Source organism: Roseobacter sp. HKCCA2468 (assembly GCF_037805105.1).
Classification (GTDB): Bacteria; Pseudomonadota; Alphaproteobacteria; order Rhodobacterales; family Rhodobacteraceae; genus M30B80.
The window spans coordinates 373,811-394,281 of sequence record NZ_JBBLYN010000002.1 but is presented as its reverse complement, the minus strand read 5'-3'; the positions used below and the strand labels follow the sequence as shown (position 1 = coordinate 394,281).

The following is a 20,471-nucleotide window of genomic DNA, read 5'->3' as shown; positions in this document are numbered from 1 at the left end:
AGCAAGTCGCACCTGAGGGGGGATAAAATGAACCGCCGTTTTGGCAATTGGCCAGATCCAAACCAATATTACCGCCCCCGCGCGGGGGCCTATGCGATTATTGATGCAGGTGATGGCATTCTGGCCACCTTCCAAGAGGATCCAGACCCCGAATTTCAATTGCCTGGGGGCGGGATTGACGCGGGCGAAACCGCCATCCAAGCCTTGCACCGCGAAGTTTTGGAAGAAACGGGATATCGCATCCATGGAATTCGCCGCTTGGGGATGTTTCATCGCCATACATTTATGCCCGATTATGGCTATCACGCGCATAAGCAATGCCACATCTTCTATGCCCAACTGGGGCGCCGCATGGGGGAACCAACAGAGGCAGGCCATAGCGCGATTTTCCTGCCGTGGGACGAGGCTGAAACGCTATTGGCCGTGTCAGGGGATCGGCATTTTGTGCGGCAACTCTCGGCCCATTATGGCCGATAGGCCAACATGGCGGCAGAGATATCATCCACGAATTCATCACCACCCGCATAGGCCTCAAGATCGCGGGTCAGGGCGGAAAATAGATCATGGCCGCGCCGCGCCTGATGGCGCGCCAAGGCCGTAGCCAAACCTGCCTCCTGCCACAATTGCCCTTGCGGATTGGGGCATTCGACCCATCCGTCTGAATATAGAAACAGCCGATCCCCGCCCGTGAGCGTGAATTCTTGCTCAATCCACTCTGCGTCCTCCAAAAGACCGATGGGCAATCCACCTGTGCCAATTTCCTGCACAGTGCCCCCATTGCGTAACACGAAGGGCAAGGGATGACCCGCTTGAACAAAGCGCCCTGTTCCAGTTTTCAGATTGAACAGCACATAGCACAACGTGAAATAATGCCCCCCCATATCCTCGCGAAGCATCAGACGGTTAAGGGCTTGCGCCACCTCAACAGGGGGCAAGGCCTGCACCCCGCCGCCGCTGCGCCGCAGGCAGAGGTTTCGTTCAGCCGAATGCGGCAACAGCAAACTGGCCAAGCGCGCAGTGATCATCGCCGCTGAAACGCCATGACCCGAGACATCCAAAGAGAACATGCCGATCTTGTCTTCACCTGCAGGAAAATAACCGACAAGATCACCCCCAACATGGCCCGATGCGCGCAGCATCAAAGACAGCTGCGCCTCAGGCAGGCTAACAAATGGTTCGCGCACCAAGGCCTGTTGCATATCGCGCGCTGCCTGAAGGTCACGATCCAGATCAACATAAAGAACGCTAAGTTTCTCAAGGGTTTGGCCGAGCAGCGCATTTTTCTGCTGTAATTCGCTGTGAATTTGCAAAATCCGCTCGCCTGCGCGCAACCGCGCCAATAATTCGGGCGGATGCACGGGCTTTGAAAGAATATCATCCGCACCCGAGTCCAAACCCGCCGTAATCGCGTCCCGTCCTGTTTTTGAGGTCAGCAGGATGACATATGAATACCCGTCCGTCTCAATCTTGCGCAGATGGGCGCAGAATTCTGGGCCAGACATTTCTGGCATCACCCAATCACAGACGACCAGCGACATTTGCCGCTGTTTCAACACCTCAAGCCCATGGGTTGCTGTCTCGCATGGCACTGGGTCATAGCCCCACTGGGACAGCATATGGCAAATCAACCGCCGTTGCGCGGCACTGTCATCGATCACCAGAACAGGCATTGGGTGTCCCGCATAAGGCGATACCCGCGCAGACGGCATATCTGCGAGGGTTGGCAACCGTGAGGGCCGCGCAGCAATCGTGTGATTGGTCAGGGCGTGAATCGTCACGGAAATCTCCTTTGCCCGACCCTCTTAGCGCCCTGTTCCTAATACAACGTAAACGCGAGTAGGCGCTCAGGCTGTAAACTTCAGCCCCGCCGTAAACACTTCTTTAACTGCTAGGGGCGTATCGAGGGCCAAGGCAAAAGGCGAAGGCAGCAGGATGACCGCATTTTCCACAGATCACGGCGCACGCTCGCATCTCAGTCAAATTCAATCTCGATTGGCCGCAAATGCCATTGACCTTGATCATGTCACCATTTTGCGCAGCGAATTGGGCGAAGATGAATTCATCGACTTGGCGGCGGTGTTTATCGCCGAATTGAAAAATGACCTCAGCGCCTTATCCGCTGATCCAAACATCGCCACAGCGCGTGCATTTCATGCGTTGCGCGGGGCGGCCAGTAATCTTGGCCTAACCAGCTTTTGCGAATATTGCCACAGACTTGAACATCGTGAGGGGCTCGCAACACAGGCCGATCTCGACAGTTTGACCCGACTGCTTTCGACTGGTCTTGCGGCGCTGGCGCACCATATCCCCCAACTTGGCGCAGAGATTTAGACCGCGCTTTTCAAATCAGAAACTCAGCCAAAACCTCGTCATTGGTAATGTCGCGACAGGCAAATCCACGCGCCTCAATCCGCGCCATAAGATCAGGAAAATGCGCTGCGTCTTTTGTTTCAATCCCGATTAAAACCGACCCGAAATTGCGCGCGGATTTCTTCAAATACTCAAATCGCGCGATATCATCATCTGGGCCAAGCAGGTTCAAAAATTCGCGCAGGGCCCCGGGGCGCTGCGGCATACGCAAGATGAAATATTTCTTGACGCCCAAGAAGCGCATTGCGCGCTCTTTGACTTCGGGCAATCGCTCGAAATCGAAATTTCCGCCAGAGGTCACACAGACCACCGACTTACCCGCAATCTCATCGGCAATTTCAGGCAAAACATCAATCGACAAGGCCCCCGCAGGTTCTAGCACAATGCCTTCGATGTTGAGCATCTCTTGAATCGTCACGCAAATTCGGTTTTCAGGTGCCAAATGTACGCGTTCAGGCTTGATATGATTGAGCCGCGCAAAGGTTTTTTCACCAATCCGCGCAACAGCCGCGCCATCGACAAACGTATCTTCAATTTTGACCGTCTTTGGCACACCCTCGGCCAATGCTGCGGTCAGACTTGGGCCGCCCACAGGTTCAACCAAGGTCACGGCCTGATCACGCCCGAGATAGGACAACATACCCGCTGACAACCCCCCGCCTCCTACAGGCAGCACCAAGCAATCGGGGGCGTGGCCCAGTTGTTCGACCATCTCAACAGCCACCGAAGCCTGCCCCTCAATCACATCTTCATCATCAAAAGGTGACAGGAAATGAGCGCCTTCGCGCGCGCAAAATCCCTGCGCTGCGGCCAATGTCTCATCAAAATAATCGCCGACCAATTCAATGCGCACATTGCCCCCCCCAAAGGCACGGGTTTTGGCGATCTTCTGCTGTGGCGTAGTGACGGGCATGAAAATCACACCCTCAACCCCAAAATGCTGGCAGACATAGGCCACGCCTTGTGCGTGATTGCCCGCACTGGCGCAAACGAATTGCCGGCGCGTGGCATCCACGGCCAAGGCCTTGCGCATTGCGTTAAAGGCACCGCGAATTTTATACGAGCGCACAGGACTAAGATCCTCGCGCTTGAGCCAAATATCTGCGCCATAGCGCTCAGACAAATAAATATTTTTCTGCAAAGGCGTAGGCGCAAACAAGGCGCGCATTGCCTGTTCGGCGGCTTTGGCATTATGTGTAAAATCATTCATTCCCTAGGCCTGCCTTAAAGATTGCCCCCTGTCTAGCCTACGCAAGGCGCCAAGCGAATACTGCGCCAACTTGCGTCCCTCGCCAAAACCCGTTATCGCGCGCCAATCCCTTTCAAATTCGGAGCTAAACGATGTCTGCGCCCAAGAAAGTTGTTCTCGCTTATTCAGGTGGTCTTGATACATCCATCATCCTGAAATGGCTGCAGACCGAATATGGCTGCGAGGTCGTCACCTTTACCGCCGATCTGGGTCAAGGCGAAGAACTGGAGCCCGCACGCAAAAAGGCCGAATTGCTGGGCGTGTCCGAAATTTTCATCGAAGACCTCCGCGAAGAATTCGTGCGCGATTTCGTTTTCCCGATGTTCCGCGCCAATGCGCTTTACGAGGGGCTTTATCTTCTTGGCACATCCATCGCGCGCCCGCTGATTTCCAAGCGGTTGGTTGAAATTGCCGAAGCCACTGGGGCCGATGCGATCTCGCATGGGGCAACGGGCAAGGGCAATGACCAAGTGCGTTTTGAATTGGCTGCCTACGCACTGAACCCAGACATCAAAGTCATCGCACCTTGGCGGTTGTGGGATTTGACCAGCCGCACAAAATTGTTGGATTTTGCAGAGAAAAATCAAATTCCTATCGCCAAGGACAAGCGCGGCGAAGCCCCATTTTCAGTGGATGCAAACCTGCTGCACACCTCTTCTGAAGGGAAAGTGCTGGAAGATCCCGCACAAGAAGCGCCCGACTACGTCTATCAGCGCAGCGTCCATCCTGAAGACGCGCCTGACACGCCCGAAATGGTGGAAATCACGTTTGAGCGCGGTGATGCAGTTGCAATCAATGGCACCGCAATGAGCCCCGCCACACTCCTGACCAAGCTCAATGAATTGGGCGGCAAGCACGGCATTGGCCGGCTTGATCTGGTTGAAAACCGCTTTGTTGGTATGAAATCGCGCGGCATTTATGAAACACCAGGCGGCACGATTTTGCTTGAGGCCCATCGCGGGATTGAGCAGATCACCTTGGATAGCGGCGCGGGCCATCTGAAAGATTCCATCATGCCGCGCTATGCGGAACTGATCTATAACGGCTTCTGGTTCAGCCCTGAGCGCGAAATGCTTCAAGCGCTGATCGACAAAAGCCAGGAGCATGTATCTGGCACTGTGCGCGTCAAACTCTATAAGGGTGCGGCACGCACTGTGGCGCGTTGGTCTGATCACAGCCTATATTCCGAGGCCCATGTGACCTTCGAAGAGGATGCGGGCGCCTATGATCAAAAAGATGCACAGGGCTTTATCCAGCTGAACGCGCTGCGCTTGAAACTGCTGGCCGCGCGCAATCGCCGCCTAAAAGGTTAATCGTTCCCGCGCTCTTGGGCCTGCATCCAAGCCCAAGAACTGGCGCACATCTCATCAAGCCCGCGCTTTGCTTCAAACCCAAGCAGATCGCGGGCTTTTTCTGTTTTGGCACAATAAATTGGCACATCTCCCTCACGGCGCGCGACAATCTCATAGGGCAACTGGCGGTTCGTAGCGCGCTGATAGGCGGCGATCATTTCCAAGACCGAATACCCCCGCCCCGTCCCTAGATTGACCAAATGCCCGTTCCCCTGCCGCAACTGCGCCAAAGACAGAACATGGCCTTCGGCCAAATCTTCAACATGGATATAATCCCGAACGCCCGTGCCATCGGGCGTGTCATAATCATTTCCAAAAACCGAGATTTTTGCCAATGCGCCAGTGGCCACCTTGGCAATATAAGGCATCAGATTGTTTGGAATATCCGCAGGGTCTTCGCCAATCAGCGCCGAGCCATGCGCACCAGCGGGGTTGAAATAACGCAACACACCCACCGCCCATTCTGGATCAGCTGTGCACAGATCCTGCAACATTTCTTCGCAGATGATTTTGGTGCGCCCGTAAGGGTTCATCGCACGGCGTGGCGCAGTTTCGGGCGTTGGGGTTTCATCAGGCTCACCATAAACTGTGGCGGATGACGAAAACACAAGGCGCTTACACCCTGCTCGCTCCATTGCGCCGAGGAGGTTCAAAAAACCACCCACGTTATTATCAAAATACGCCAATGGCTTGGCAACGCTTTCGCCCACCGCTTTATGGGCGGCCAAATGAATCACCCCGCCAACTTCATGTTCCTGAAAGGCCTGATCAAGGCAGGCACTGTCGCGGATGTCCCCCTCAATAACGCTTGGGGCCGTGCCCATAATCTGCGCCAAACGCACAGGCACATCGCGGCGGGCGTTGTTAAAATTATCGAATATGACGGGGGTATAGCCCGCCTCATGCAAAGCGACCACGACATGCGAGCCAATATAGCCCGCCCCACCTGTTACCAGAATTTGCTCTGCCATGGATCACCCGTGCGGAAACTGCGGTATTGTCAATCCTGCTGTCAGAAAACACCCGCGCGGTCAAACCCCAGATCACTATTTGCTCTTGGGCAACGCTATCGCTTTGGCCTTTGGAACCAGCGCATTGATCTGGCGCAGATGCTGAGGCAGGCAGACTTTTTCAAAGTCATAGGACTTCACCACATGGGCACGGGCGGCTTTGCCGAGTTTCTCACAGAGTTTGTAATCCGACAAAAGTTGGATCGCCTTTTCAGCGATCTCATCAGGGTTCAAGAAATCCGCCAAAAGCCCCGTCTTGCCATCTTTGATCACCTCGCGCTCGGGGGCCGTGCCAGAGGCCACAATAGGGGCCTGCATCGACATCGATTCAAGCAAAGACCAGGACAAAACAAAGGGCACCGTCAAATAGATGTGGCAGCGCGAGAGCTGAATAATGGTGCGATAATCCGCATAAGGCACACGGCCTAAAAAGTGGACACGCGACCAATCAAGGTCTTTGCCCACTTCTTGCTCCATTTGCGCGCGATAGCCCCCTTGGATATCCGATTTCTTGCCATATGACGCCTCATTGCCACCAATGATCAACGCCCTTGCATTCGGCCGCGCCTCTAGGATTTTTGGCACAGCGCGCATGAATTGGTGGAAACCGCGCACAGGCTCCAAATTGCGCGCCATATAGGTGAAAACCTCATCCTCTCGCGTCAGTTTCTTCGCAAGCCGAGACAGCCCGATTGTGGCATCTGGATCAGCCATAAGCCTGTCCGTTCGGATGCCATCGTGGCAAGTGTAAAATTTAGAATGGAAGCTCTTGGGAAAGGTATCGTGCTGTCATTTCGTGGGTGTAACCCTTCGATCAACCGTTTCCAAATTGGCAAAGTTCATCGCGTTGCGCGCATGCATAATATAGGGCGTGTCTTTGGAAGACGGATATTCAGGATCAAAGCCAACGCTGCCGCCCTCATTGAGAAAGAAATATTCAAAATATCCAATGACGGGGCATGCGGGCCAAACCTGACGCACAAAGGTCAACTCACCCCAGCCGATATGTCCCAAGATGATGTCAGGTGTGAACCCTTCGGCCTTTATCGCCTGCATCGCAACGGCCGCGCCATAGCCATTTCCACAACATTCTTCCCAATATTTACTGAGAGCATAGGCGCCGTCAGAGGGTCTGTGATGGGTTGGATAGCTGACAATCTTAATCCCATCGCGCGGTGCAATGCCCTGTCTTTGGGTCAGAAACACAATTTCATGCCCACCTTGTGCAATCAGCCAAGACAATATTTCTCGATACTGACCGGGATAATTTTGGTGAACAATCAAAATTTTCATATGCGCCTTACCCCGTTCGCAGCCTGAGGCGGTTTTTGCGCAAGCCACGCGCAATGAGAGCCAAATCAAAGTTATGGCCCGTAAATGACCATCGAAATTTGCCCAGATTGTGGCAGCCGCATGGCGGCTTTGCGGCCCAAAGCGTGGTTTGGGTCTTGCCCTTGGACGACCTATATGAAAGCAGACCGCGGTTGACGGGGCGCGGCCTTTGGCTGACCCTGACAGAAAAGGCGCGATAATTTTAGGCGAAGGACGAAAGAGAATGAGTGTTGGCGCGGATGCCGCTTGGGATGATGTGGTTTTACCATTTCAATTAGACGCTTCCGATATTCGGGGGCGCGTGGTGCGCCTTGATCAGACGCTGGATCAGATTCTTAGCCAACATGATTACCCATCAGGGGTTGAGGCTATGGTGGCCGAGATGGTGCTTTTGACCGCCTTGATCGGACAGACCATAAAACTGCGTTGGAAATTGTCGCTGCAATTACGCGGTGATGGCCCACTGCGTTTGATCGCGACAGATTTTTATGCCCCTGAAGGCGAGGGGAAACCCGCCCGCATCCGTGCCTATGCGAGTTATGACAAAGACAAATTTGACAACAGCGCCGCACCCTTTCCACAGGCGGGCAAGGGCTATTTCGCGCTTCTTTTGGATCAGGGCACGGGCAGCGCGCCCTATCAGGGCATCACACCTCTGACGGGCGATGCTTTGCGCGGTTGTGCCGAGGCTTATTTCGCGCAATCCGAACAATTACCGACACGGTTTATGTTGGGCTATGGTCGCTCCTCCACCCCTGGGCAGGAGGGGGAGAATTGGCGCGCAGGCGGCGTGATGCTTCAGCATATGCCCAAAGCAAGCCCGCATGTGACTGGCGAAGGCGGATCAGGGGAAGCAGGGCTTTTGGCCGCAACCGATCTTCTCAATGAGGATGAGGGTGAAAATTGGAACCGCGCCAATATCCTTCTTGATACTGTAGACACGTTTGAATTGATTGGCCCCTCTCTCAGCCAGACGGATCTCTTGCTGCGCCTGTTCCATGAGGAATCGCCACGCGTCTTTGATCCGCTGCCGGTGCGGTTTGGCTGCACCTGTTCAGAGGCGCGGGTGCGTCAAAGCCTGTCGATCTATTCGGCCAAAGATATCGCGCATATGACCACGGAAGACGGGCAGGTCTTGGCCGATTGCCAATTCTGCGGGGCGCATTATGAATTCGACCCCGAAACCCTTGGGTTCGAGGCGACAAAACCCGTGCCAGAGGCGTAAACGGCCAATGGCGGGGGCGGCGGGAAAGATCACTCTAGATCAGGTCATGGCGGCGCTTGAGCGGCCCGCCAAACCCTCCTCCGATTATGATTTGAACCCTGACATCAAATTGCCTGCGGGACGCAAACTGCGCCCTGCCGCTGTGCTTTTCGGCATCGAAGCCTTTGGGGCCACGCCACAGGTTGTGTTGACCAAACGCGCCTCGCATTTGGCCCATCACCCTGGACAAATTGCTTTCCCAGGCGGCAAGCAAGACGACACTGATGCTAGCCTCGATCACACCGCCCTGCGCGAGGCGCATGAGGAAATCGGTTTGCCTGCGGCACAGGTCAATGTGCTGTCCCATCTGTTGCCGCATGAAACAGTCACGGGCTATCTGATCACCCCGATCTTGGCTGAAATCACCGCGCCCTTTACAGCAATGCCAGAAGCGAACGAAGTAGACGAGGTGTTTCGCGTCCCGCTTTCCTTCGTGATGGAGCCGCAGAATTTCCGTATAGAGGCCCGCCGCTGGCAGGGACAGTGGCGCAAATTCTATGCCGTGCCCTATGGCCCCTATTACATTTGGGGCGCGACCGCGCGGATATTGAAATCTCTTGCGGATCGGATCACATGAACCAATCCCCTATCATATCCGCAGATTGGCTTTCCAATCGCACCACGCAAGCGGCCTTGGCACTTTTGAGCGATGCAGGCCACCAAGCCTATGTTGTGGGGGGGGCGGTGCGCAATCACCTGATGGGCCACGCGGTGGGGGATATTGATATCGCCACAGATGCAACCCCGCAGCAGGTGATCGAATTGGCGCAAGCGGCCTCTGTAAAATGCGTGGAAACGGGCGTTGAACACGGCACCGTAACCCTGATCCTATCAGGGGAAAGTTATGAAGTGACCAGCTTTCGCCGTGATGTCGAAACCCATGGCCGCCGCGCGACCGTAGCCTTTGGCACAAGCTTAACCGAGGATGCCATGCGACGGGATTTCACGATCAACGCGCTTTATGTTGATGCAGGCGGTGCGATATCTGATCCCACGGGCCAAGGCTTGGACGATCTACGCAAGGGTCTGTTGCGTTTTATCGGGTCGGCGCATCACCGCATCCGTGAGGATTATCTTCGTATTTTACGCTTCTTCCGATTTCATGCGCATTACGCACCACCAGATGCAGGGTTTGATCCCGACATACTCGCAGCCTGTGCGGCACTGGCAGATGGGCTAGACCAGTTGTCCCGCGAACGGATTGGGGCAGAGATGATCAAGCTTCTCTGCGCCCAAAACCCCGCACCCGCCTTGGCCGCGATGGAGCAAACGGGAATTTTACACCACTGCATCACAGGCGCAAATCTGCGCGCCTTAGGCCCAGTTTTGCATTTTGAGGCCGAACGCGGCTTTGCACCTGACCCCGCCCTTAGGCTTGCCGCGATTGGGGGGGAAGATCTGCAAACGGAACTCCGTCTATCCAAATCTATGGCCCAAAATGTGGCAGTTTTGCGCGAGACAGCTACGGGCGACATGGCGGGCGCAGAATTGGGCTATCGCCATGGTGAGACAATGGCCCACGCGGCGCTGATGCTGCGCCATGCCGTCTTTGAAACCCCGCTTGATCTGTCGGAATGGGCAGCCGCAACATTGGGCGCACAGGCGGAGTTTCCAATTCGCGCAGCCGATCTCATGCCCAAGTTGCAGGGGCCAGACTTGGGCAAAGCCCTTGCGGAGTTAGAAGCACGTTGGATTGCTTCAGGCTTTCGCCTGACCCGCCGCGATCTTTTGGCGCTTTAAGATTACCCCATGACGGCAGGCCCACACCATGCTAGGGCAGTGCCATGAGCGCGATCCCATCAAAAAGCGAAATCCTGCAATGGATTTCCGATCATCCACATGCCAGTTCAAAACGCGATATCGCGAAGGCTTTTGGTATCAAAGGGGCCGCGCGCATTGATCTCAAGCGCCTTCTCAAAGAGCTTGAAGAAGAAGGCCATCTGCCCCGCACCAAGAAAACCTATGCCGACCCCGATAAATTACCACCCGTGGCCATCCTGACAGTTTTGGCCGAAGATAGCGCAGGGGATCAATTCTGCCGTCCGATGGAATGGCAGGGCGAAGGGGACGCGCCAAAAATTCTATATGTTCCCCGTGAGGCTGATCCTGCCTTGTGTGAAGGCGACCGTATCCTTGCTCGTTTGCAAGAGGTTCATGGCGAAGATCACGGTTACCTCGCGCGCCTCATTCGGCGCATCGGCACCAATCCCCGCAAATTCATTGGTATTTTCCGCACAACCTCGGAAGGTGGGCGTATTTTGCCCGTCACCAAAGGATCAGACAAAGAATGGCGCGTGGCCTCAGATGCCACCTTATCCGCAAAAGATGGCGAGTTAGTCGAGGCCGAACTTGCAGGGCCAAAGTCCCGCATGGGCCAGCCACGGGCACGCATCGTGACACGGCTTGGCGATCCAAGCGCGCCGAAGGCGGTCAGCCTTATTGCTATCCATGAACATGGGCTGCGCGATAATTTCCCAGACGAGGTCATCGCAGAGGCTGACAAAGCCAAACCAGCGTCAAAATCAGGTCGCGAAGATTTAACCAATCTGCCTTTCGTGACCATCGACCCTTCAGACGCGCGCGACCATGATGATGCGTGCTATGCGCATGCAGACTCTGACCCGAAGAACAAAGGTGGTCATATCATCTGGGTCGCGATTGCCGATGTCGCGCATTATGTGCGCGCGGGCAGTGCGCTTGATCGCGAGGCAAAAAAGCGCGGCAATTCTGCCTATTTCCCAGATCGCGTTGTGCCGATGTTGCCTGACCGACTGTCGGGGGATCTTTGCTCTTTGCATGAGGGCGTTTTGCGCCCCTGTCTTGCCGTGCGCATGGTCATTGATGCAACAGGTGAGAAAAAGGCGCAAAGCTTTCATCGCGGGCTTATGCGCTCGGTCGCATCTTTGTCCTACGAAGAGGCGCAGGCCGCCCAAGACGGCGCCCCAACCCCGCGTTGCGAAACTTTGATGGAGCCCATCATCGCGCCCCTCTTTGCGGCTTATGAGGCACTCAAAACGGCGCGGGCGCGCCGCCAACCGCTTGACCTTGATCTTCCAGAGCGGCGTATCATTCTGTCCGAAGAAGGCGAGGTTGAAAGCGTGGCTTTCCGCGACAGGCTAGACGCGCATCGCCTGATTGAAGAATTCATGGTTTTGGCCAATGTCGCCGCAGCTGAAACTTTGATTGCGAAAAAATCGCCGCTCTTGTTCCGCGTTCACGAAGAACCCGATCCCGACAAGCTGGACGCTTTGCGCGAGACGGCCGCCACAGCGGGGCTTGTTTTGGCGAAAGGTCAGGTGTTGATGACCCGCCATCTCAATGCGCTTTTGGCGCAGGCCGAGGGCACGGATCACGATGAGCTGATCAATATCTCAACCTTGCGCTCAATGCAGCAGGCCTATTACCACCCCGAAAATTTCGGCCATTTTGGCCTTGCTCTGCGGGCTTATGCCCATTTCACATCCCCCATTCGCCGTTATGCCGATTTGATCGTGCATCGGGCGCTGATCTCGTCTCACGGCTTTGGCAAGGATGGCTTGAGCGCCGAAGATATCGAAACGCTGGACGCCACCGCCAAACAAATCTCCGAAGCTGAGCGCCGCGCGATGGTGGCGGAGCGAGACACGACCGACCGCTATCTGGCCGCCTACCTCAAGGATCGCGTAGGGGCGGAATTCACAGGTCGCATTTCAGGTGTGGCGCGGTTCGGCGCATTCGTGAAACTGGATGAAACAGGCGCAGACGGCTTATTGCCCGTGCGCAGCTTGGGCCGCGAGTTTTTCCATTTTGATGCAGACACCCAGACATTGATGGGTGCGGATACGGGTTTAACCTTAGGTATTGGGGATCGCGTCTTGGTGCGCCTGACGGAGGCCTTGCCAGTCACAGGCGGCATCGGTCTTGAGCTACTAGAAATTCACGGCACGCAACACCGCCCCAACACGGGCGGCAAACGCGGCAAGCGCGGCTTTGGCGGGCGCAGATCGGGCCAAGCTGAAGCCAAAAAGCGTAAATTGCGCAAATTGAAAAAGCGAAAATCCTAATCTCGATTGCCCCTAGGCGGAATGCATTCTGCGCGCTAGGTTTGTCCATGAGCGGCAAAACCAAGCGCCAGCGGGCTGTTGCTGGTCTGTATCGGGGAAGAAAAATGCAGGTGAAGCAAAACGCCTTGCAATGGTGCGCGCCTATGGCCGCCATTTTGACATTGCTTGGCGCAGAGGTAAGCTTGGCTCAGGGATTAGCGGTCAGCAGTTCACCCTTGCCTTACCCACGACCTGCCACGCTCAACACCCAATCCAACCCTGCACCCCGCGAAAGTTTTTCTCAATGGCGCGCAGATTTCGCATCCCGCGCCGTGGCACAAGGTATTTCGCCCGCAGTGGTAGATGCCGCCCTTGGCCGAATGACCCCGTTAGACGAGGTTGTGCGTCTTGATGGCAATCAATCCGAATTTGTGCGCCCCATTTGGGACTATCTTGACAGCGCCGTTTCCACGCAACGCATCGAAGGCGGGCGGGCCAACTACCAAAGGTGGCGCGAAGATTTGGCGCGGATCGAATCTCAATTTGGCGTTCCTGGAGAGGTGGTTGTCGCCGTTTGGGGGGTCGAGACATCCTATGGCAGTTTCCGTGGAAACACCGACACATTGCGCGCATTGGCCACGCTGGCATGGGAAGGGCGCAGGCGCGCCTATTTCGAAGCCGAACTTCTCGCCGCTTTGCAAATCCTAGAGATCGGGGCGGTCAGCCCCCGCGCCTTTGCAGGGTCATGGGCAGGGGCAATGGGGCATACGCAATTCATGCCAACCAGCTATCTAGCCTATGCGGTGGATTACACGGGCGATGGTCGCGCAGATATTTGGGGCGATGACCCGCGCGATGCCTTGGCCTCAGCCGCCAATTTCCTGAGCGAAGCAGGATGGCGGCGCGGGCAACCTTGGGCGTTAGAGGTGCGCTTGCCACAAGGATTTGACTATCGCCTTGCCAGCCGTGAGGAAAAACGCGGTGCCAGTTTTTGGCGCAACCGCGCGGTCACCCTCGCGGATGGCACGCCCTTGCCAGATCATGGGCCCTCTGCGCTGCTCCTCCCCGCTGGGGCGAATGGTGTGGCGCTTATGGTCTACGATAATTTTGGTGTCCTAGAGCGCTATAACCCCGCTGACAGCTATGTGATCGCGCTGGGTCATTTGTCAGATAGGATCGTGGGGCGTTCAAACGGGTTTCGCGCCACATGGCCCCGCAATGACCGCGTCCTAACGCGGAGTGAGCGTGCAGAATTGCAAACACTACTCACCGCGGCAGGGTTTGATACAGGCGGGGTCGATGGGCGGATTGGCCCCAATAGCGTAGCAGCAATCCGCGCCTATCAAATTGCCAACGGCCTCCTACCTGATGGCTATGCCAGCCCCGATCTTTTACGCCGCCTTCAATAGGTGGGACTCGACTCTTTCTGGGATGCGGACTAAATAAGAACAAAATGTGAACATTTGATGGATGATTTCGAATGTCCGCCCCCGCCCCCCAAATGGCCCGTGCCAAAACGCGCCGCATTTTGTCGATCTATTTGCCGCATCTTGCTGCGGAGCAAATCTTGCGCCTGCATCGCGGCACGAGCCTGCAACCACTTGCCGTGATTGCGGAAGCGGGCAATCGGCAAGTTCTCTCCTCGCTCTGCCCCAAAGCACAAGCCGCAGGGCTTTATCGTGGACAGGCGTTAAGCGCCGCTATGGCGCTATGTGCAAATCTGATCACCCGCAGTCAAAACCCCGCGCAAGAACAAGCCTTTCACAAGGCACTGTGTCGATGGGCAGAGAAATTTTCGCCTTGGATCGCGGCGGAGGGGACAGATGGTCTGGTGATGGATATTTCTGGCTGCGCTCATCTTTTTGGTGGGGAAACCGCCATGGCCGAGACCATTTGCGCCGATCTCGCGGCATTGGGCCTGAGTGCGGAAATCGGGCTTGCCGATACGCGCGGGGCAGCTTGGGCCTTGGCCCGCTTTGGACATGGTCGTGGCAGAGCGCAACAAGCCCGTGGTGATGCCATCAGCCAAGAAGCGCGCGCCACGCGGGCACGCGCCGCTTTACGCAGGCGTGACATGGGCCCAAAATTTGCGCCACCCGCCCACCAAAGCAAAGAGATGCCCATACATATCGCCCCCCCGTTAGAAACCCGCGCGGCAGTTTTGCCCTTGCCTATCGCCGCTTTGCGGCTTGGGGACGAAACGATAGACGGGTTGGCACGGCTTGGCCTGCATCAGATTCACCATCTGCTTGCGCAACCCCGCGCAGGTCTGGCACGGCGCTTTGGCCCGTTTTTACTCCAGCGCCTTGACCAAGCTTTGGGAAGTCTTGCCGAACCTGTCTCGCCCGCGCGCAGCACGCCCTATTTCGCGGTGCGCATGAGCTTTCCCGAACCCATTGGAACAAGTGATGATCTTGATGCAGCGATCCTGCGTTTAACCGAAGCGCTGTGTCAAAAGCTCGACAAAGCAGGGCGAGATCTGCGCAGCCTACGTCTTGATCTTGCCGAAATGACCGAAGCGCGCCGTCATATCACTTTGCGGCTTGCGCGCAGCCATACCGATGCGCGCACCGTTTACAGCCTGTTGAAATTACAGATGGAACAAGGCCTCAAAGATTTAGAACCTTCTACAGCCTTTGATATGATCCGCCTTGAGGCGCTGCAAACCGAGGCGCGCAATGCCATCCCACATCAAGGCGGGGATAGTTCCGCGCGCGCCCATGCGGCGCGCAGCGCCTTGGACGATCTGGTCACGCGCATTGGCACAAGGATTGGGCTAGAAGCAATCACCCGACCCCATCCGGCAGAAAGCCATCTGCCCGAAAAATCACAGAAGTCTCTTGCGGCCGCATGGTCAGACCCGTTTGAGGGCCTATGGCCACGCGCGCATCTTCCGCGCCCTTTAACTCTCTTCAAGCCCGAATTTATTGATGCCCCCGACAGCCCAGAACCGCCATTTCGCTTTGCCTGGCGGCGACAAAATTTCACTGTGAAATCCTATATCGGCCCTGAAAGAATCGCGCCAGAATGGTGGCTTGATGACCCCAATTGGCGCACTGGATTGCGGGATTATTGGTGTATTACCACCGAGCAAGGCGCCAGATTATGGCTTTTTTATGCCCATGGGGGCGCGATAACAGGCGGTTGGTTTGCTCAGGGTGACTTCACCTAAAAGGCGAAACTCAAATAATTTCAATGCATTGCTGATTTGCGAACAATCCGTTTCCAAGGATTGGATTTTTTTATTTGGTTAATAATGTCTAAAAATATAAGATTGTGGCCGAATAATGGCATTTAGGGGTTTATGCTATGCTTGCTCTTTTGTTGATGGCGCCAATCTTGGCTGCGGGCATCGGCTATGCTGTGCTTACCGATGATACTAACGATGACGACAACACATCATCAAATGGCGCTGGCGCAGGTTCTGGTGCTAGCTCAGGTGGAGGCGCTGGCGCAGGTGCGGGCGCTGGATCGGCAAGTGTTCCCAATATCAATCTCACAGATGGCGCAGATAGCAGAACCATGTCTGACGCAGGGGCCCTCTTCGCAAAAGACGGTGATGACACGATCACTGGGTCAAATGGGGATGACTTCATTCGCCTCGGCGCCGGCAATGACAGCGTTACGGGCCGCGCTGGCAATGATGAAATTTTCGGCGATATCGGCGATGACACGCTGCTTGGGTCTTTTGGCAATGACACGCTGTTTGGCGGCTTCGGCAATGACGAAATGCAGGGCAATGGCGGCGATGACAGTCTTTCGGGCGGCGCGGGTTCGGACACGATTACTGGCGGCACGGGCAATGACTCGATTGTCGGTGAGGGCGATGGCGACCTTCTGTGGGGCGGCGAAGGCAATGACACATTGCTAGGCTTCACCGGCAATGACACGCTTTTTGGCGGTGTGGGAGATGACAGTCTTGATGGCGGCTTTGGCTCCGACAGTCTGGTGGATGGGATCGGACGCAACACCCTGATCGGCGGTGGCGGTGCAGATTCTCTGGCCGCCTTGGACGAATACACAACAGGGGCGGGCGCGGCGAATGCGGATACGTTGAATGGCGGCTCCGAGGGTGATGTCTTGGTCGGCGACAATGGCGATGTTCTGACAGGCGGCTCTGGTGTTGATGCCTTTGGCGTTCAAGTGACCAAAGCGGCAGGTGCCGCGCTGCTGACAGAAAACGTTGTAACTGTGACCGATTTCACCGCGAACGAAACGCTACAAGTGCTGCTGACCAATGCAGATGGTTCTTCGGCTGATCTGACAGGGGCGAGTTTGCAATTGGTGGCAGACGGCGCAAACACCAATGTTCTTGTGTCCTTTGGTGGTGGGCCAGGCACATTGGTGGCGACCTTGCAAAACATTACGCCTACGCAAATTACTGCGGGATCAATTACCCTCACAAATTAAGGTGCAATTCACTCCAACTGAAAAGGGCGCCATCTCTGGCGCCCTTCTTTTTTGGCCTTTTCAGATTGCCGCTTTACGGCTTTCTTCAAGGTAAATCTCGCGCAAACGTGTCGCCACAGGGCCAGGTTTGCCTGTGCCAATCGGCGTTCCATCCAGTTCAACCACAGGCATCACGAAGGTTGAGGCCGAGGTGATAAATGCCTCATCTGCCGCTTGCGCCTCGGCGACTGTGAAGGGGCGTTCTTCTACTTTCATCTGTGCTTCACGCGCGAAACGCAGCACCGCTGCGCGGGTGATCCCATGCAAAATTTCAGTGCCAAGATTGCGGGTGATGATCGTGCCATCCTTGATGATATAAGCATTGTTTGACGTGCCTTCTGTCACAGCACCGTCTTCCACCATCCACGCATCGTCACAGCCAGCCGCCTTTGCCATCATCTTGCCCATCGAAGGGTAAAGGAGCTGCACAGTCTTAATATCGCGCCGCCCCCATCGCTGATCTTCAATAGAGATCACCTTCATCCCTGTCTTTGCCATTGGGCTTTCTGCCAAACCTGGTTTGGACTGGGTGAACAGCACCAAGGTTGGCTCTGTCTCAGGGGCAGGATAGGCAAAATCGCGATCATTGGGTGCGCCGCGGGTGATCTGTAGATAGATCATACCATCGACCAAGGCATTGCGCGTCACCAGTTCGCGATGAATTTCAAGCAAGCGATCACTGTCACATGGCGCGCGCATATCCAATTCGTTCAAGGAACGGGCAAGGCGTTTTGCGTGGCCTTCAAAGTCAATAAGTTTGCCATCCAAAACGCTGGTCACCTCATAGACGCCATCGGCAAACAGAAACCCCCGATCAAACACCGAGACTTTGGCCTGATCCTCGGGCAGATATTCGCCATTCACATATACGATGCGCGTCATCTCAACTCATCCCCATAATTCTGGACGCGCAGGATGCACCCCGTCTGCGTCAAATGTCAAAGCGTGCTCACGGTCTTCTGCCAGAAGAAGCGGCCCGTCAAGATCGGTAATTGCCGCGCCTTGTGCCACGAGAAGCGCAGGGGCCATAGCGAGAGAACTGCCGACCATGCAGCCCACCATAACCCCATAGCCTTCCGCCACAGCCGCATCGCGCAACGCAAGCGCCTCCGTCAAACCGCCTGTTTTATCCAATTTGATATTCACCATATCGTATTTGCCCACCAGATCAGGCAGGCTTGCACGATCATGGGCGGACTCATCGGCGCAAACTGGCAAGGGGCGAGCGATTTCGGCCAAAAGATCATCGGCACCCGCAGGAAGCGGCTGTTCCACCATCTCGACCCCGAGACGGATCAGATGCGGCGCAAGATCACTGTAGCTGTCCACAGTCCATCCCTCATTGGCATCCACGATGATCCGCGCCCGTGGCGCACCACGGCGCACCGCCTCAAGACGCGGCATGTCATCGGGTGTGCCCAATTTGATCTTAAGCAGCGGACGGGATTGGTGGCGCGCTGCCGCAGCCTCCATGCGCTCGGGCGTATCAAGCGACAGGGTATAGGCTGTAATCTCAGCGCGCGGCGCGGTCGCAAGCCCCGCCAAATCCCAAACGGGCCGCCCCGTTGATTTTGCGTCCCAGTCCCACATCGCACAATCGACTGCGTTTCGCGCGGCCCCTGCGGGCAATGCGTCCTGCAAGCTTTTACGATCAATCCCTGCAGGCAGCCCCTCTATTTGCGCCACGACCGAGGCAATGCTTTCGCCATAGCGCGCATAGGGCACAGATTCGCCCCGCCCCGTGATCCCATCGCGGCTGATATGGACTGTGACCACCTGCGCCTCACTGCGCGAGCCGCGTGAAATCGTAAAAACCTCGGCCAAGCGAAAAGTTTCGGGCGTGGCCGTGATGGTAAAACTCATATCGCCTCCAATGCGTCACAAAGACGTGCAGCACCTTGGCGGAAAGGATCGACAGCAGGCAAGCCCATGCGCTTTTCAACCTCTGCCAGATAGGCCAAGGCTTCATCCTCGCCCAATGCCGCTGTGTTGATTGCGATCCCCACCACTTGCGCCGCTGCATTAGACTGGCGTGCAAGCGTCAAGGCCAGATCACGCAGCGCCTCAAGGCTTGGCATTTCATAATCGGGCAGACCACGCATATGGGGGCGGGTTGGTTCATGGCACAAGATCAACGCATCGGGCTGACCCCCATGCACCAAAGCCATGGTCACACCAGAATAGGAAATGTGGAACAGGCTGCCCTGTCCCTCGATCATATCCCAATGATCTGGGTCATTATCAGGGGTTAACCATTCCACCGCCCCTGCCATGAAATCCGCAATGACCGCATCCAATGGCACGCCTTCGCCTGTAATCAGAATACCTGTCTGGCCCGTGGCGCGGAAACTGGATTTCAACCCGCGCGCCTTCATCTCGGCATCCATGGCCAACGCCGTATACATCTTCCCAACCGAGCAATCCGTGCCAACGGCAAGGCAACGCTTGCCGCTGCGTTTAACGCCATTGGCAATGGGATATTGCACATTTGGCACCCGCACATCATGCAGACTGCGCCCTGTCGCCTTGGCAACGGCGACCAAATCAGGCTCATCACGCAACAGATTGTGCAACCCAGAGGCCAGATCAAACCCTTCCTCTAGGGCCGCGATCAAAACCTTTTTCCATGCAGGCGAGATCACCCCGCCACGATTGGCAACGCCAATCACGAGGGTTTCCGCACCAGCGGCGCGCGCCTCGGCCAAAGTCATATCGGGCAAGCGCATATCGGCCTGACACCCTTCCATGCGGAATTGGCCTATTGCGTTCTCAGGACGCCAATCACGAATACCTTGCGCCACTTTGGCCGCCAAAGGGTCGGGCGCATCGCCCAAAAACAAAAGGTAAGGGGTCTTGATCATCTTGGCTCTCCGACAAAGAGGTGAAGCTTTGTCACAGGATAATCCAAGCCGTCAGAAATTCTTTCGCAAAATCACGCGACCTGCGCGCAATTTTCGCACGAATTTCTTGAAAAGTAGGCCAATAGCGGCGGTTTATTGCGCCAATTCAGTCGAATCAGGTCAAGTATCCCGAAACCTGTGGCGTCACTTCTTCAAAATCCAAAGCGGCGCGATCAGAGGCGGCGGTGTTACGCTTGAATTCATAGCGCATCAAATCGCCATCTTGTTCTGAGGCGATAATCAACGCCTGACACTGGTGACGAGAGCCTTCGTAAACATCCACCAAACCGCGCAAATGCGGGGTAGTTTCCGCGTCAACCGCGAAACCTGAGGGCGTGAATTCTAGGATTGCATAAACATCATCCCCGATCTGAACCGAACGGGTCGCGCGGCGCTTGAGATCGCGCATCTTCGCGTGGCGCAGGCCATCTACGACATCTTTGGGCAAAAAATCGTTCATAACACACCTATCACTTCCCACTGTAACATGGATCATGGTTGGTTTTGGTCAACATCGGGTTAA

General features: G+C 55.8%; 19 protein-coding genes. 10 read left to right on the top strand and 9 right to left on the bottom strand.

From position 1 onward, the window contains the following. Positions 1-27: 27 nt before the first annotated feature. Positions 28-477 (top strand): NUDIX hydrolase, encoded by a 450-nt coding sequence (locus AAC620_RS08370; protein ID WP_340244210.1) that lies wholly within the window; start codon positions 28-30, stop codon positions 475-477. On the opposite strand, the gene AAC620_RS08365 is transcribed toward AAC620_RS08370, so the two are convergent. Beyond that, positions 465-1,778, bottom strand: a complete 1,314-nt coding sequence (locus AAC620_RS08365; protein ID WP_340244209.1) for a SpoIIE family protein phosphatase — start codon at positions 1,776-1,778, stop codon at positions 465-467. The genes AAC620_RS08370 and AAC620_RS08365 overlap by 13 nt on opposite strands. Positions 1,779-1,932: 154 nt before the next feature. Between AAC620_RS08365 and AAC620_RS08360 the strand changes: the two genes are divergently transcribed. Further along, positions 1,933-2,331 carry an Hpt domain-containing protein gene (locus AAC620_RS08360; RefSeq protein WP_340244207.1) on the top strand — a complete coding sequence of 133 codons (399 nt, stop codon included), beginning with the start codon at positions 1,933-1,935 and terminating at the stop codon, positions 2,329-2,331. A gap of 10 nt (positions 2,332-2,341) precedes the next feature. Here the strand turns inward: AAC620_RS08360 and ilvA are convergent, their stop codons facing one another. Further along, positions 2,342-3,580, bottom strand: coding sequence for a threonine ammonia-lyase IlvA (ilvA, locus tag AAC620_RS08355; RefSeq protein WP_340244205.1), 1,239 nt, complete (start codon positions 3,578-3,580; stop codon positions 2,342-2,344). A gap of 131 nt (positions 3,581-3,711) precedes the next feature. Between ilvA and AAC620_RS08350 the strand changes: the two genes are divergently transcribed. Then, complete coding sequence (locus AAC620_RS08350) at positions 3,712-4,932, top strand: argininosuccinate synthase (RefSeq protein ID WP_340244203.1); 1,221 nt, start codon at positions 3,712-3,714, stop codon at positions 4,930-4,932. Here the strand turns inward: AAC620_RS08350 and galE are convergent. From galE to AAC620_RS08335, 3 genes are all read right to left on the bottom strand, one after another. Beyond that, entirely contained in the window at positions 4,929-5,942 is a 1,014-nt protein-coding gene (gene galE, locus AAC620_RS08345) for a UDP-glucose 4-epimerase GalE (protein ID WP_340244201.1), read from the bottom strand. The two genes, AAC620_RS08350 and galE, sit on opposite strands and share 4 nt — an antisense overlap. 75 nt (positions 5,943-6,017) lie before the next feature. Next, complete coding sequence (locus AAC620_RS08340; protein ID WP_340244199.1) at positions 6,018-6,695, bottom strand: glycosyltransferase; 678 nt, start codon at positions 6,693-6,695, stop codon at positions 6,018-6,020. Positions 6,696-6,770: 75 nt separating this feature from the next. Continuing rightward, positions 6,771-7,274 (bottom strand): hypothetical protein, encoded by a 504-nt coding sequence (locus tag AAC620_RS08335; RefSeq protein WP_340244197.1) that lies wholly within the window; start codon positions 7,272-7,274, stop codon positions 6,771-6,773. Positions 7,275-7,536: 262 nt separating this feature from the next. Between AAC620_RS08335 and hslO the strand changes: the two genes are divergently transcribed. From hslO to AAC620_RS08300, 7 genes are all read left to right on the top strand, one after another. Continuing rightward, the gene (hslO, locus tag AAC620_RS08330; RefSeq protein WP_340244195.1) at positions 7,537-8,538 is read left to right on the top strand and encodes an Hsp33 family molecular chaperone HslO; all 1,002 of its coding nucleotides are present in this window, start codon (positions 7,537-7,539) and stop codon (positions 8,536-8,538) included. A gap of 7 nt (positions 8,539-8,545) precedes the next feature. Continuing rightward, positions 8,546-9,154, top strand: coding sequence for a CoA pyrophosphatase (locus tag AAC620_RS08325; RefSeq protein WP_445322455.1), 609 nt, complete (start codon positions 8,546-8,548; stop codon positions 9,152-9,154). Then, positions 9,151-10,317: a CCA tRNA nucleotidyltransferase gene (locus tag AAC620_RS08320; RefSeq protein ID WP_340244194.1), complete on the top strand. Its 1,167-nt coding sequence runs from the start codon at positions 9,151-9,153 to the stop codon at positions 10,315-10,317. Before AAC620_RS08325 ends, AAC620_RS08320 begins: the two co-directional genes overlap by 4 nt. Positions 10,318-10,361: 44 nt before the next feature. Further along, on the top strand, positions 10,362-12,620 hold the full coding sequence (gene rnr / locus AAC620_RS08315) for a ribonuclease R (RefSeq protein ID WP_340244192.1): 2,259 nt from the start codon (positions 10,362-10,364) through the stop codon (positions 12,618-12,620). 47 nt (positions 12,621-12,667) lie between these two features. Next, on the top strand, positions 12,668-14,008 hold the full coding sequence (locus AAC620_RS08310; RefSeq protein WP_340244190.1) for a lytic murein transglycosylase: 1,341 nt from the start codon (positions 12,668-12,670) through the stop codon (positions 14,006-14,008). Between the two features lie 71 nt (positions 14,009-14,079). Then, positions 14,080-15,771 (top strand): Y-family DNA polymerase, encoded by a 1,692-nt coding sequence (locus AAC620_RS08305; RefSeq protein WP_340244188.1) that lies wholly within the window; start codon positions 14,080-14,082, stop codon positions 15,769-15,771. Positions 15,772-15,908: 137 nt separating this feature from the next. Continuing rightward, complete coding sequence (locus AAC620_RS08300) at positions 15,909-17,009, top strand: calcium-binding protein (RefSeq protein WP_340244187.1); 1,101 nt, start codon at positions 15,909-15,911, stop codon at positions 17,007-17,009. Between the two features lie 60 nt (positions 17,010-17,069). Here the strand turns inward: AAC620_RS08300 and AAC620_RS08295 are convergent, their stop codons facing one another. The 4 genes from AAC620_RS08295 to AAC620_RS08280 form a co-directional block, all read right to left on the bottom strand. Continuing rightward, complete coding sequence (locus AAC620_RS08295; RefSeq protein WP_340244185.1) at positions 17,070-17,930, bottom strand: D-amino-acid transaminase; 861 nt, start codon at positions 17,928-17,930, stop codon at positions 17,070-17,072. A gap of 6 nt (positions 17,931-17,936) precedes the next feature. Beyond that, on the bottom strand, positions 17,937-18,911 hold the full coding sequence (gene dgcA, locus AAC620_RS08290; protein ID WP_340244183.1) for an N-acetyl-D-Glu racemase DgcA: 975 nt from the start codon (positions 18,909-18,911) through the stop codon (positions 17,937-17,939). After that, a complete protein-coding gene (dgcN, locus tag AAC620_RS08285) occupies positions 18,908-19,909 on the bottom strand; it encodes an N-acetyltransferase DgcN (RefSeq protein WP_340244181.1) in 1,002 nt (333 codons plus the stop codon). Before dgcN ends, dgcA begins: the two co-directional genes overlap by 4 nt. A gap of 154 nt (positions 19,910-20,063) precedes the next feature. Then, on the bottom strand, positions 20,064-20,408 hold the full coding sequence (locus AAC620_RS08280; protein WP_317656878.1) for a hypothetical protein: 345 nt from the start codon (positions 20,406-20,408) through the stop codon (positions 20,064-20,066). Positions 20,409-20,471: the final 63 nt, after the last annotated feature.

Coding starts and splice junctions, on each gene's coding strand:
- AAC620_RS08370 (WP_340244210.1), top strand. CDS start 28: ATGAACCGCCGTTTTGGCAATTGGCCAGATCCAAACCAATATTACCGC.
- AAC620_RS08360 (WP_340244207.1), top strand. CDS start 1,933: ATGACCGCATTTTCCACAGATCACGGCGCACGCTCGCATCTCAGTCAA.
- ilvA (WP_340244205.1), bottom strand. CDS start 3,580: ATGAATGATTTTACACATAATGCCAAAGCCGCCGAACAGGCAATGCGC.
- AAC620_RS08350 (WP_340244203.1), top strand. CDS start 3,712: ATGTCTGCGCCCAAGAAAGTTGTTCTCGCTTATTCAGGTGGTCTTGAT.
- galE (WP_340244201.1), bottom strand. CDS start 5,942: ATGGCAGAGCAAATTCTGGTAACAGGTGGGGCGGGCTATATTGGCTCG.
- AAC620_RS08340 (WP_340244199.1), bottom strand. CDS start 6,695: ATGGCTGATCCAGATGCCACAATCGGGCTGTCTCGGCTTGCGAAGAAA.
- AAC620_RS08335 (WP_340244197.1), bottom strand. CDS start 7,274: ATGAAAATTTTGATTGTTCACCAAAATTATCCCGGTCAGTATCGAGAA.
- hslO (WP_340244195.1), top strand. CDS start 7,537: ATGAGTGTTGGCGCGGATGCCGCTTGGGATGATGTGGTTTTACCATTT.
- AAC620_RS08325 (WP_445322455.1), top strand. CDS start 8,546: ATGGCGGGGGCGGCGGGAAAGATCACTCTAGATCAGGTCATGGCGGCG.
- AAC620_RS08320 (WP_340244194.1), top strand. CDS start 9,151: ATGAACCAATCCCCTATCATATCCGCAGATTGGCTTTCCAATCGCACC.
- rnr (WP_340244192.1), top strand. CDS start 10,362: ATGAGCGCGATCCCATCAAAAAGCGAAATCCTGCAATGGATTTCCGAT.
- AAC620_RS08310 (WP_340244190.1), top strand. CDS start 12,668: ATGAGCGGCAAAACCAAGCGCCAGCGGGCTGTTGCTGGTCTGTATCGG.
- AAC620_RS08305 (WP_340244188.1), top strand. CDS start 14,080: ATGTCCGCCCCCGCCCCCCAAATGGCCCGTGCCAAAACGCGCCGCATT.
- AAC620_RS08300 (WP_340244187.1), top strand. CDS start 15,909: ATGCTTGCTCTTTTGTTGATGGCGCCAATCTTGGCTGCGGGCATCGGC.
- AAC620_RS08295 (WP_340244185.1), bottom strand. CDS start 17,930: ATGACGCGCATCGTATATGTGAATGGCGAATATCTGCCCGAGGATCAG.
- dgcA (WP_340244183.1), bottom strand. CDS start 18,911: ATGAGTTTTACCATCACGGCCACGCCCGAAACTTTTCGCTTGGCCGAG.
- dgcN (WP_340244181.1), bottom strand. CDS start 19,909: ATGATCAAGACCCCTTACCTTTTGTTTTTGGGCGATGCGCCCGACCCT.
- AAC620_RS08280 (WP_317656878.1), bottom strand. CDS start 20,408: ATGAACGATTTTTTGCCCAAAGATGTCGTAGATGGCCTGCGCCACGCG.